Consider the following 12,033-nt stretch of genomic DNA (forward strand, 5'->3'; position numbering starts at 1 on the left):
GCTACTCCCGGTGCTCCGCACCGGGAGACGGGGCGAGTCGCTTCGCTCCCCGCCAGGGAGCCGCTGCGCGGCTCGCAGTGGGTCCAGTTGCGTTGCCGTCGATCGAGTCGCTTCGCTCCTCTGAGTTTCCGACATTAGGTTCTCAGCAGCATTTTTTGATCGGAGCGTTCGATCCGGTCCCCCACACCCCAACGAGGCTGGGGACGCGGGATGGTGCACACGACCCGCCGCCAACTCCCTCCCTGCACCACTCGATGTCATACCCACAGCATACCAGCTCACCCCCAACACGCCCACAACACTCGAAAACAGATAAAACTCCAAATTATTTGATCTACAACATATTACGTACCTTACGATCTCATGTTTGTGCATAATCTACGTAAATGCCTATGTACCAATTACTTACTCAAACATGCTGCACATCAACACTTTTCAAAAAGGCTCCGAAAACGGGCGAAACAGACACCACGCGCGCCCCGCCGACACCCCACACCCGGCTCCGGCACCACCCCGTGAGGGTCGCCGGCACCCCCACATCACAAACCGGGGACATGTCATCACACCAGGTCACAACACCATTACACCCGCCGGCCGCGGCGCGGCCCGCACCCCGGGGCTTCGGATGCGGCCGCGCATGAGGTACGCCTCTCACGTCGGTGCCGGGTCCAGCCAGAGCCGACCCTCGCGGCCCTCCACGTACTGCCCACCCGGTGGACCATCAAGCACCGTCAGCAGCAACTCCCGCGCCGCCGCAGACGCACCCGCAAGCATCCCGCCCCGGTGCCCGCACCAGTCGTCCCAGTCCCAGCCCGCACCCGAGCAGAAGAGGGAGTGAACCGAGCGAACACGAGCGGGACGTGTCATCCGCCCTGGTCAGCTCTACGTCAGATCCTCGGTCGGGGCGGTGCCGGCATTGTTCTTGATCGACGCGATCCCGTTCTGCGCCGCCGCCTTCGTCGTGTACCCCTGACTCGCCGCGATGATCTCCCCGTTAGCCGCCTTCAGATGGAACCGGAACTTGCCTGCCGTGTCCTTGAACAACTCGAACTTTGCAGTCATCGCCACACCTCCCGCCGGGGTCCACGCCGGTCGCGGACCCCGCCCACCTCACGGTAAGCCGACCGCTCCCCCGCCAGCGGCGGAACACCACATTCCCGAGGGCAGCCTCGACCGCGGTTCTTCCAGGTCTCCGGGACGTGTCATCTTTCCTGGTCAGCGCGCTGCCCCAGGCCCCGATTCGTGCCGTCCATCCACGCAATCACGTCGAAGACCCGCAACGCCGAAATCTCCTCCGGCAGCCGGCCGCGGCCCGGATCTTCAGCAACCGCCCGTGCAACGCCCCGTCGTCGGCCCGCAACGCCTCCCGCACCGGATTCAGGTGAGCGCGTGCAGTGCCCACAACCCCCATCACCACCGAATCCCAGATCGGGTCAGATCAGGTACAGCCGGGGACGTTTGCGGGCGATCAGCTTCATGGCCTTCGTGCGGCCGATCCCGGCAGCGCCCACAGTGCGGTTTCCAGGTCCCAGGCGGGCCACCCGGGGCCGAGCGGGACCGATTCGTCGACCGGGTCCCGATCCGGTCCCACCGCCGTCAGACGGGCATTCAGCGCCTCCGCGTCGGTGCCGACGATTGCCCCGCGATGAACCGGTCTCCGCGCAGAGGACGCGATGGCGCCTGCCCACACCGCCCACATAGCCCAAGCACCCAGACGAGACCGCCATGCGAAACACCCTTTACCGACGCACACTGATAGCCGCCACACTCACGCCCGTCACCGCACTCGGCGCGGGAACCGCCACCGCCGCCTCTACCCCAAAGTCGGCCCGTCGAGGAATTCACCCACCAAGTCTCGTCCGACGCGGGCGCACTGCACACCCCGATCCCGTTCTTCTGTCCGTTCTGGGGAGGAGTGCCGCCCAGCGCGCATCCGAGGCGTAGGCCGCCTGGGGAGGAGTACCGGCGCAGGCAATACGGGATTCAGTGGAGTACTCCACTACTCCTCAACACGACCACCTCTGCCCTCAGGCTTCTAGATGTACCCACTGCCAGCCCCCTGCTCGAACGGTCCCTCGTTTCCTAGGAGCACTCGCCATGTCCACTCAAATCGACACGCAACTGTTCGGCATCATCCACGACGCCGTACGCCGTGACCTCGGCCGAATCTTCGACGCTCTCGCCACCCGTACCCCGCCGGCCGCCCGGCGTCGCGCAGCGCTCGCCGACCACCTGACGTGGACTCTCCGTTTTCTCGAACGCGTCCACGTAAGCGAGGAAGCGTACCTGTGGGACCTCACCTGCCGTCGGGACCCGTCGGCGACGTCGCTCCTGCGTGAACTCGCCGCCGGACATGTTCGCGTCCACCACGCCGCCAGTGCCGTCGAACACGCCGCCCACGCCTACCAGATTTCCGAGGCCACCAGCGTGCGGGACGACCTCCGCGGCGCACTCGAACGGTTGTGCACCATTCTGCTGCCCCAACTCGACCGGGAAGAAGCCGTGGTCGCACCCATCGTGGCCACGACCATCGCGGATATCGAATGGAACACCTGGCTGTACCGACATCTTCTTCACACCGACTCGGCCGAGGAACTCGCCAGGGAACGCCAATGGCTCACCGATGCACTCGAACCCGGGCGCCGCACTTACGCCAGACGCACTCTTCGATCACGACGCTGCTCACGAATCCGCAGTGCGCTGAAGCAACTCGAAACCGCACCTGCCCCTGTATAAGCCGAAACTCCCCTTCATCCACGAGTTCCCCTCGAACCGCCGCGAAGGAGGCGATGCCCGCAGTTCAAACCACTCCCCACGACCCGCCCCAACCAACCCCGCAGCACACCAGATACCAGAGAGTCAAAACCAATGAACAAGAACGCAGTCCGCACAATCATCGCCACTGCCGCCATCGCACCCGCGTTTTTCCTCGGGATCGGAGCAGGCACCGCATCCGCGGATCCGACTCTGACCACAGCCGGCCCCGGACAGGTGACGATCGGCTCGTCACCGGGCGGTGAAAGTTGGAGCTGTGTCGTAACCGGCACAATTACCCCGCACACGGTCGTCGGTAGCCCCGGAGACACTCTCACCGGATTCGATAAGGGCAAGCGGGTTACCGCAATGTGCGGCCGTATCGGGCTCCCTCCCGTCTATCCACTCACGGCATTCGCGGGGTCGTAGGTAGGGCGTCTGTGTGCTCTATACGCAACTTCGCATTTCACAGGCACCACCAACTCGCTCCCATCCGTCGCCGTATCGCCGGACATGAATCCGCCCAAGCACATACGAGCAATGAACGGTACTCATTCCGGATCGCATCCCCACCCCCCCGCCCCGGCACCACGCCGGACACAGAAAGGCACGACCAATGAATAAGAACGCACTCCGCATAATCATCGCCGCAGCCTCCCTCGCCCCTGCCGCCCTCCTTTTGGGAGCCGGCATCGCAGCAGCAGCGCCCACCCTCGACCCCGAGCCCGGCTTGCCCATAGGAGTCATGCTCGGCAGTGATGCACCTGCTCTGCCCCTGCCCGGCAAGACGGAGTCGTGGACCTGCGCGGTATACCAACCTGGGAGCTTCAACCTGGGATTCGAGTCCGGCCCTGCACTGAATGACGCGAGCAGCGTGACAGTCACTCCGATGCTCGGCGACTGGAAACCAGGATCAGTGAACGGTTTCTGCTTCGGCAGCCAAGGATTCACCACCGTCCCAGGAACCGCCGGGTGAGATAGGCACTCGCGCACCGTCCACCCCGCCGCTGCCAGAACGAACCTGAGCGGCAGGGTGGACGGCGGTCGTGCTGTACGCACCGGAGATCGACGATCGGGCAACCAACGAGGCGGGAAGGCTCCGATCGTTGACCACAAGTATCGGACCAAGTGGTCGCGTTTCACCGAGGAAGGTGCATACGATGAGGTCATGGCCAGTGTCTGGCCATTGGTCGGGCGGGACGAGGAACTACGCCTGATCAATGCCGCCGTGACCGCAGCCGACGATTACGGCGGGGTCGTGATCGCCGGACCCGCCGGCGTAGGGAAAAGCCGGCTCGCCCGCGAAGCGGTCACCCACATCAGTCCCGGACGGTGGCTGCCGCGATGGGCACGCGCAACCGCCTCCGCCCGGGCACTGCCCCTCGGGGCCTTCGCCGAATGGGCCGGCGACCTCGCCAAGGACCCGATGCTCGTCGTCCGCGGCGTCATCGAACACCTCACCACCGTCCCGTCGGGCGCGAAGGCCATCCTCGGGGTGGACGACGCACACCTACTCGACGACCTGTCCGCGTTCGTGGTCCTCCAGCTCGCCCAGCGACGGCTCGCCAAGGTCGTCGTCACGATTCGAACCGGTGAACCCGCCCCCGATGCGGTCACCGCACTCTGGAAAGAGGGGCACCTCCAGCGGGTCGAGCTCCAACCACTCTCCGAAACCGAAACCAAGGATCTCGTCACGGCAGTCCTCGGGAGCCCGCTGGAACCGTCCGCAACCCACCGGTTGTGGGACCTCACCCGCGGCAACACCCTGTACCTGCGACATCTGATCGACCAGGAACTCGTGTCCGGTCGGTTGACCCAGCACCGGGGCAGATGGACCTGGACAGGAACACCGATCGTATCCGCTGGGCTGGCGGAACTCATCGACACACAGATCGGCTCCTTACCCGACCCGATCTGCACGGTTCTCGACTTCCTCGCCATCGGCGAACCCATCGCCGAGGGCATGCTCGCGATGCTGACCGGTCCAGACGCGGTCGAGGTCGCACATTCCTCGGGATTGATCACCGTCGCACCCCGCGGACGCCACCTCGTCCGCCTCGCACACCCGCTCTACGGCGAAACTCGTCGCACCCGGGGCGCGACCCCGCTCCGGCTGCAGCGGCTGCGAGCGCAACTGGCCACAATTCTCGGCTCCGTTCCGGACGCCGATAGTCGCGACCTCGTCCGCCGCGCGGTACTGACACTTGAATCAGACCTCGAACCGGATCCATGCCTGTTCGAGAAGGCCTCCGCAGCGGCTCTTTCTCTCATGGACGCCGGCCTCGCGGAAACACTCGCCGCCACCGCCATCTCCAGCGGTGCCGGCTACAACGCTCACCTCACGCGAGCATTGGCGCTTGCCTCCCGCGGCTGCGGGGCCGATTCCGAGAAGACTTTCGCGCACATCCCGACCAGGGACCTCACCACCCGAGAGATCACCGATGTCGCGTGCATGCGTGCACTGACTCTGCTGTGGTTACTCGATCGCCCGGAGCAGGCCGGCTCGGTCCTCGACACTGCCGGGAATACCGCTACCGAGCCCGCCGCGCTCACCGCGTGCTACGCCAACATCCATGCGCACGAGGGGCGCCCGCAGCAAGCCGTCGATGACGCACACACCGCACTGGCCTCGCCACAACTCACCGACCTCGGCACCATGGCGGCAATCTGGGCACTGACCATCGGACTGGGCGACCTCGGACGCACAAATCAGATCGGACCGATCGCCACCCGAGGGTATGAACTCATCGCACGATCACCGCACGCCTCCCCGCTCCGCTATGCGCTCTGCGACTTCCACACCTTCGCCCTGCGACTCGCCGGCTATGTGACCGAAGCCGAACACGTCGCCGTTCAGGTCTGCGGAGACACCTCCGACGCCCCCGGCTGGCCGCAAATCATGTCCAGCATCCGGATGGGTCAAGCCGCACTGGCCGCGGGACGTCTCACCGACGCACAACAGTGGATCGAAGCACTCTTCGCACTCCGCCCCGCGGTGGTCGAAATCAGCGGATGGGTCACGATGTGGCTCGACGCGATCGCACAGGTCAGAGCGATGACAGGCGACCATGACGCAGCCGCCGCGATACTGCACAAGCGCGAATCGTTGAACCATATCGGATTCACCTACCAACAGCCCCAACACATACTCACCCGAGCCTGGGTGGCCGCGGCGCACGGAACAACCACCGAAGCAATTGACCTCGCCCGCCAGGGCGCCACCAACGCTGCCGCACACGACCAGCACGCCCAAGAAGTCGTCTGCCTGCACACCGCGACCCGCTTCGGGGACCGGACCACCACCGAACGACTTCGCGAGCTGGCCGAGCATGTAGACGGGCCACGCGCCCCCGCCGCCGCCCAACACGCCACCGCACTCGCCGACGGAGACCCCGAAGGCCTCGCCGACGCCTCCCGCCTATTCGAAGAAATGGGCGACCTGCTCGCCGCTGCGGATGCCGCCGCCCACGCCGCCACCGCCTACCGGCACCAGGGCCGCAACGGATCCGCCCTCGCCGCCACCGCCCGCGCACAACACCTGGCCGACACCTGCGGCGGCGCCCACACCCCCGCCCTCCGCGAAGCACAACAACCATCGCCGCTGACCGCCCGACAACGCGAGATCATCACCCTCGCAACCCAAGGCCTGACCAACAAACAAATCGCCGACCACCTGACCATGTCCGTCCGCACCGTCGAAGGACACCTCTACCGCGCCTCCCTCAAAACCGGTGCCAACGGCCGCGACGACCTCGGCGCGACCCTCACCGGGAAACAACGCGCCAAGGGTCGCCGTCAACTGGAGTAGCCCACTACTCCACCCCACCGTGCACGGCGAACACACCCTGAAACCATGACCACACCACTGACACCCCGCGAGCAGGCGCTACGGCGACTGCCACAGCCCTACTCCCTGGCCCTGCGACTGCGCGACGCCGGCGTCGCCGACGACCAAATGTGCACCTACCTCGACATCGACACCCACGCACTCGCGCCGCTCCTCGAACTCGCCGACGCCAAACTCACCGCTGCACTCCACACCACCCCAGACACCGAACCGGAGGCACAACCATGAACGGCCTCAAGACCGGGCTGATGGAACCCGCCGTCCATCCCCGCTACGCCCCGGACCTTCTACTGCGTAACACCCGAGCCCACGCGATCGCCGGCGGCGCCGATTCGATGTGGCTACCCGACCACCTCAACGGCCTCATACCCGCCTCGATCTGGAAACCCAAATACTCCGGTGTCGCCAAAATGATCCCGCGGGCGGACGCGTTCTACGAGCCCTGGACCACCCTCGGCTACCTCGCCGCCCACAACCGCCTCGCCCGCCTCCGCCTCGGGGTCGGCGTCACCGACGCGGGCCGCCGCAACCCCGCCGTCACCGCCCAAGCCGCCGCCACCCTCCACCACCTCAGCCGCGGCCGCGCCATCCTCGGCTTCGGCCCCGGCGAACGCGAAGGCAACCAACCCTACGGCGTCGACTGGTCCCAACCCGTCGCACGATTCGAGGAAGCACTCGCCACCATCCGGGCCCTATGGAATTCCGGCGGCACACCCATCACCCGGGACTCGAAATTCTTCCCACTACGCGACGCCGTCTTCGACATCCCACCCCACAAAGGAACCCGGCCACCGATCTGGATCGCCGCGCACGGACCGCGGATGCTCCGCATCACCGGCCGCCACGCCGACGCCTGGCTCCCCAGCTACGCCCAAACCGCAAAGGAGTACGCCGAGAAACTCGCCATCATCCGGGCCAGTGCGGACAACGCCGACCGCGACCCATCATCGATCCTGCCCGCCGCCTTCTTCTTCATCCTCACCGCCCGCACCAACACCCAGGTCGACGAGATGATCAACTCCGTCCCCGCCCGCGTCTTCGCCCTCTGTGCCCCCGCTCACGTCTGGGCCCGCCACGGAGTCGAACACCCCCTCGGCCCGAACTTCACCGGCGCCCAGGACCTGCTCCCCCACACCATCGACGAACCCACCGCCCTCGACTACGCGCAGCGCGTCCCACCGTCCCTCGTCCGCGAAACCCTCCTCACCGGCACCCCCACCGACATCCTCGACCAACTCGCCCAATGGCGGGACAACGACGCCCGCTACGTCGTCCTCGGCAACCTCAGCGCTTTTCATCCCCGGCTCAGCGTCGGCCTCACCGCCTCATCACTGCCACTCATCCACATCCTCCGCGGCATGAAACGGCTCTGAGGAGACCCCAGACATGGCGGCAAGGTCACCTACGTGCACCCGGATCTGATCACATAGCGCGCAGTCCTGAGGGCTGGGATCGCCATTCGTCCCAGTGCAGCTGGACCCAGCCCTTCTGCTTCTTGCTGAGCGTGATCCCCACCTTGTTTCCGTGAATAGCACCGTATAACGGATACTTCCGGATCTCGTCCGTGAGGTCGATGGTGCCGGCACTGTCGATCGCGATGAGACCGTGGTCGAAGAGCCGGTGGAGATCGCGGCGGAGCAGGAGTCCGCCTTCGCTGTCATGGACTCCGATGTCCGCGTAGCTGTACAGATGACAGGCTTCCAGTGTTTCCGCTGGTGACGGCCCGGTGAAGGCACAGTTCGATCCGTAACGCCGGATGAGTTCCGCGCGAAAGGCGGGTTGCCCGAGACGAACTCGGACCGGGCGGGTTGAGTGACCTCCGCCCGAGAGCTGTCTGCTGGTGGCTTCGACGATCGTGAGCGGCTGGCCCGGTGCGGCCGCCTCGACCGCTGCCCGGAAGTCATCCCAGCGGAGTTCGCGGATACTGTTCTGCGAGTATTTTTTCACGCACAGTGCGCGCAGTTGTTGGGCGTCGAGTACGCCGGCGAGGTCGACCCATCCCTGGTCGTGTGTCGTCCGAAATGTTGTGACGTTCGACTCGGTGAAGGTCGGCTCGTCGAACGCGGTTCCACAGTCATAGCAGCGGTACCGCGGCTGCAGCGTCTTACGCTCCAGGTAGTTCGTGGTCCCGCACTCTTTGCAACGACCGATCGCCTTGGTCTTCTCACCCTCGGTGATCGTTTCGATCACCGAGGCGCCGATGAGGTCGTTCTGGTCCCAGACGACGATGGCGTCGCCGGGACAGACTTGACGTGAGTTCGCCACGTTGCTGTCCCAGCTGTAGTGGCTGGCGGCGTCGTCGTCGTACTTCTCGCCACCGCCCAGTCGGCGGTACTCAGTTTTGGTCATCACCAGCCAGGCGCGGCGCTGCGCGGGTGCACCCTGCGGTGCCGTCGTGAGGGTGAAGCCAAGGGCTTCGAGCGCTTTGACCACCGTGTGTTGTCCGCCGGAGAATTCGGCTGCGGTCAACGCGCGGCCGGCGACGTGGGCGTGGGCGACGCCGACGATCGCTTTCGAGTCGTACTCGCGTCCGTCGTAGAGGATCCGGTAGAACCGCGCTGGCGCGAAGCCGTACTTGGCAAGAAACTGGTCCTGCCCGAGTTCGTCGCACTCCGTGATGGCGTCGAGCACCGATTCGCGGGTGATGTCGGCGAGGGTCACGGCGAAACAATAGCGGGGTGGGACGACATAGTGGTGGCTCGGGTACGCCCCGAACCTGGCCGCGTCACCGCCCTACAGGCGGATAGTGCGAGGATCTGGCCGGCTCTCGGCGGCTATGCGCCGCGGCGGACACGGGCGTTGTCGACCCCGGACGGCCGCAGCACCCAGGTACCGCCCACACGCGTAGCCGGCAGAACCTTCCTTCTACAAAACACAACACGCGCCCGTCACCGATAGATGACGGGCGCGTCCGATCTTCGCAGAGAGCGAGGGTTACGAGTTCACGAGCTGGCTCGCACGTTGGAACGTGACGCCGAGGAGTTCACCGATGTCACGAACGGGCACGTTCTCCTTCGCAAGGCACTGCGCAAGGATCCTCGACTCCGTGAGAGCGAGCGACTCGAGTCGGGCAGCCTCCTTGCGGTCCTTGCGGATCTGTTCCGCTCGGGCGCTGGCATCAGTGACGGCGCCGACCGCGACTCCCACGTCGACGACAACGTCCGCGATGAGCGTCCCTGTTTCAACCGCGATGAACTCGCGCGCCATCTGCTCGGTCTCGCCGAGGCGGCGGGCCTGGGTCAATCCGTCGAGTTCGGGAATCGACACCATCCACCACTTGCCGTCTCGTGTCACCTCGACTTTGTAGACCTTCATGGTTTCTTCCTTCGATGGGTGTTGGATCTGGGTTGCCAGGCTTGGGGTTAGGCCGGGGCTGTTGCCAGCCCCGGCGGTCGGACACTGCTTGCTGGCCTCGATGGCCTTGTTCACCTTCCGGACCACCCCCCGGAGAGATGGTTTTGTGCCCGTCGGGGACGGACACCGCCGCTCCGTTGGGGCCGCCCCAGAAGGTGTGGCTACCTTCGGTGCGTTCTGCGGTGAATCCGGCGGCCTTGAGGCGTTTGACGAGCTTCCTGGTCGGTTCCTCTGCGATCCAGAATGGTCTAACCCGTTAGACACTTTCTAGTCAAGTAAACTAGACAGATTTGTCGAGCAAACCTGACAGGCCGAATGCGCGTCATCGAGCCCTTCCGCATCGCTCGGTCCATCCTCCGGACGTAATCGCCGTGATCCATCCGACGCACGCCCTCAAGGCGTAGCGGTGCGCGAGCGCCATGGACCGGTCTTGAACGCGGTCAGCATGTGCCCGGCGCCAAAGCGCCCCACCGATCGCGAGGAGGCCGAGGCGGTCGAGGCTCGGCCCCCGAGTCCGATGGAGGCCAGTGCAGTGCCCATCATGAGCACGCCGACGACATCTCCGCCGGTCACGCTGGGTAAACGACGACACCAGCCCTTTCCCGAGGAGCGGAGAGGAGCGTCCTTTTCGGTGGTCGAAACCGTTCTAAACTTCCTGATGGGTTCCGCGGGACGTGTCATCTCCACAGTTCAGCGGCAGCCGATGTGGACGGACAGGTGGACCCGTGCCGGGCCGCCCGGTGAGTTCCAGCCCGGTGGGGCGTCAGCGGTGACCGTGATATCGACCTCGTCTGGTTGGGGCCAGTCAATCGACTGGTCGATGTCGAGGTACCTGTTGGTGGCGTCGACGTCGGTGCGGATGAGTCCCTGGTCGACGTTCTCGACGGCGAGTATCTGAGATCCGCTGATGGCGTGAAGCTTCCATCCGCGCGGGGCGTGATGTCGACTGTGAGTGCGTCTCCGCTCCCGTAGCAACGCGCATCGAGCTGGTCGGGGCGAGGCGTGGTGATTTCGGTATCCGAGTGGTCCTCACCCCAGCCGATGATGATGCTGCCCAGATCGGTGCTGGCACCGGTAGCGATCACTCCGCTGGTCGAGGCTGAGACCGCCGCGGCCTTGCGGCCCTCATCGCCGCCGCACGCGATCAGCGCAGCGACACCGCCGACGCCAAGCGCTGCAGCAACAGCAGTCCTGCGGGGCCGCTTGTGGGACAGGGTCATCGGTTTGGAGTTCCTTTCGGTGCACGGAGGGGCCATGCCGCCCGGTGGGTCAGATCACTTGAAGACATCGACGAACCAGCGGCCATCAGTCTTCTGGGTTGTGACGGTCTGGATGCCGCCGTCCACCGGCTGGCCGGGCTTCATCAGGGACAGGTCGACCAGGTAGACCCCGTCAGACAGCTTGAGCGTGCGGATGCAGTAGTTGGTGCCGACCGGCACAGCATCGATGAACTTTTCTCCCATTCGGTGAGCACCGTCTCGGTCTGAGCGATCACTGCCTCCTGGTCGATGTCCGGGACTTCGACCTCATGCGGTTCACCTTTGTCGCCGGCCGCGAGCGGGGTCACCACGGCCACTGCGATCCCGCCACCGACCAGGGCGCCCGCGGCAGCGGCGGGGATACCCGCCGCCGCGGCACCGATACCCGCGCCCGCGGCGGTGCCGATGATGCCGACTGGCACCCATCCGATTCCGGGGAGGAAGACGGTGCCCGCGGTCATTCCGGCGATGCCGCCGATGGTGCCACCGACCAGAGCGCCTGCACGCCGAAGATCCGCAACGCGAAAACTCCCCGGGCAACCCGGCCGCCGCCCGGATCGACAACAACCGACGATGCAACGCCCGGTCGTCGGCGCGCAACGCCTCCCACACGACCGTGACCAGATCTGAGGACCCGACCAACCAGGGACCGGCACAACCAAAGACTCGCCGATATATCGCAGTGGGGGCGGGGCAATAACCCCCGCACACCGCGATTTGGAAAAAAGGCCAAGCAGCACCGCGGAATCATACACTAACAGCCCAGGCCACACCCCACCGCCGGAAGCGCGCCCCGCCCCGAGCGCCCCGAATACGGCA

Annotated in this window: 11 protein-coding genes; 5 read left to right on the forward strand and 6 right to left on the reverse strand. The window is 65.6% G+C overall.

The window, feature by feature from the left end:
• Positions 1 to 882 precede the first annotated feature (882 nt).
• Positions 883 to 1,062 (reverse strand): YegP family protein, encoded by a 180-nt coding sequence (locus ACFTWF_RS23685; protein ID WP_378463619.1) that lies wholly within the window; start codon positions 1,060 to 1,062, stop codon positions 883 to 885.
• Positions 1,063 to 1,261: 199 nt separating this feature from the next.
• Complete coding sequence (locus ACFTWF_RS23690; RefSeq protein ID WP_378463620.1) at positions 1,262 to 1,411, reverse strand: hypothetical protein; 150 nt, start codon at positions 1,409 to 1,411, stop codon at positions 1,262 to 1,264.
• A gap of 686 nt (positions 1,412 to 2,097) precedes the next feature.
• Here ACFTWF_RS23690 and ACFTWF_RS23695 point away from each other — a divergent pair.
• The 4 genes from ACFTWF_RS23695 (at position 2,098) to ACFTWF_RS23710 (ending at position 7,974) form a co-directional block, all read left to right on the forward strand.
• Positions 2,098 to 2,736 carry a hemerythrin domain-containing protein gene (locus ACFTWF_RS23695; protein WP_378463621.1) on the forward strand — a complete coding sequence of 213 codons (639 nt, stop codon included), beginning with the start codon at positions 2,098 to 2,100 and terminating at the stop codon, positions 2,734 to 2,736.
• A gap of 1,186 nt (positions 2,737 to 3,922) precedes the next feature.
• Positions 3,923 to 6,562, forward strand: a complete 2,640-nt coding sequence (locus ACFTWF_RS23700) for a LuxR C-terminal-related transcriptional regulator (protein WP_378463622.1) — start codon at positions 3,923 to 3,925, stop codon at positions 6,560 to 6,562.
• A 45-nt stretch (positions 6,563 to 6,607) separates the two neighbouring features.
• Positions 6,608 to 6,829, forward strand: coding sequence for a hypothetical protein (locus tag ACFTWF_RS23705; RefSeq protein WP_378463623.1), 222 nt, complete (start codon positions 6,608 to 6,610; stop codon positions 6,827 to 6,829).
• Entirely contained in the window at positions 6,826 to 7,974 is a 1,149-nt protein-coding gene (locus ACFTWF_RS23710) for an LLM class flavin-dependent oxidoreductase (RefSeq protein ID WP_378463624.1), read from the forward strand. The genes ACFTWF_RS23705 and ACFTWF_RS23710 overlap by 4 nt, the downstream gene beginning before the upstream one ends.
• 49 nt (positions 7,975 to 8,023) lie before the next feature.
• Here the strand turns inward: ACFTWF_RS23710 and ACFTWF_RS23715 are convergent, their stop codons facing one another.
• The 4 genes from ACFTWF_RS23715 to ACFTWF_RS23730 form a co-directional block, all read right to left on the reverse strand.
• Positions 8,024 to 9,262 carry an HNH endonuclease gene (locus ACFTWF_RS23715; RefSeq protein WP_378463625.1) on the reverse strand — a complete coding sequence of 413 codons (1,239 nt, stop codon included), beginning with the start codon at positions 9,260 to 9,262 and terminating at the stop codon, positions 8,024 to 8,026.
• A 273-nt stretch (positions 9,263 to 9,535) separates the two neighbouring features.
• Positions 9,536 to 9,871 (reverse strand): HicB family toxin-antitoxin system, encoded by a 336-nt coding sequence (locus tag ACFTWF_RS23720; protein ID WP_378463813.1) that lies wholly within the window; start codon positions 9,869 to 9,871, stop codon positions 9,536 to 9,538.
• A complete protein-coding gene (locus ACFTWF_RS23725; RefSeq protein ID WP_378463814.1) occupies positions 9,783 to 10,193 on the reverse strand; it encodes a type II toxin-antitoxin system HicA family toxin in 411 nt (136 codons plus the stop codon). Before ACFTWF_RS23725 ends, ACFTWF_RS23720 begins: the two co-directional genes overlap by 89 nt.
• A 1,036-nt stretch (positions 10,194 to 11,229) precedes the next feature.
• The gene (locus tag ACFTWF_RS23730; protein WP_378463626.1) at positions 11,230 to 11,418 is read right to left on the reverse strand and encodes a hypothetical protein; all 189 of its coding nucleotides are present in this window, start codon (positions 11,416 to 11,418) and stop codon (positions 11,230 to 11,232) included.
• A gap of 65 nt (positions 11,419 to 11,483) precedes the next feature.
• On the opposite strand from ACFTWF_RS23730, the gene ACFTWF_RS23735 reads away from it, so the two are divergent.
• The gene (locus ACFTWF_RS23735; protein WP_378463627.1) at positions 11,484 to 11,834 is read left to right on the forward strand and encodes a hypothetical protein; all 351 of its coding nucleotides are present in this window, start codon (positions 11,484 to 11,486) and stop codon (positions 11,832 to 11,834) included.
• Positions 11,835 to 12,033: the final 199 nt, after the last annotated feature.

It is taken from the genome of Rhodococcus sp. NPDC056960, from assembly GCF_042674125.1.
Lineage (GTDB): Bacteria > Actinomycetota > Actinomycetes > Mycobacteriales > Mycobacteriaceae > Rhodococcus_F.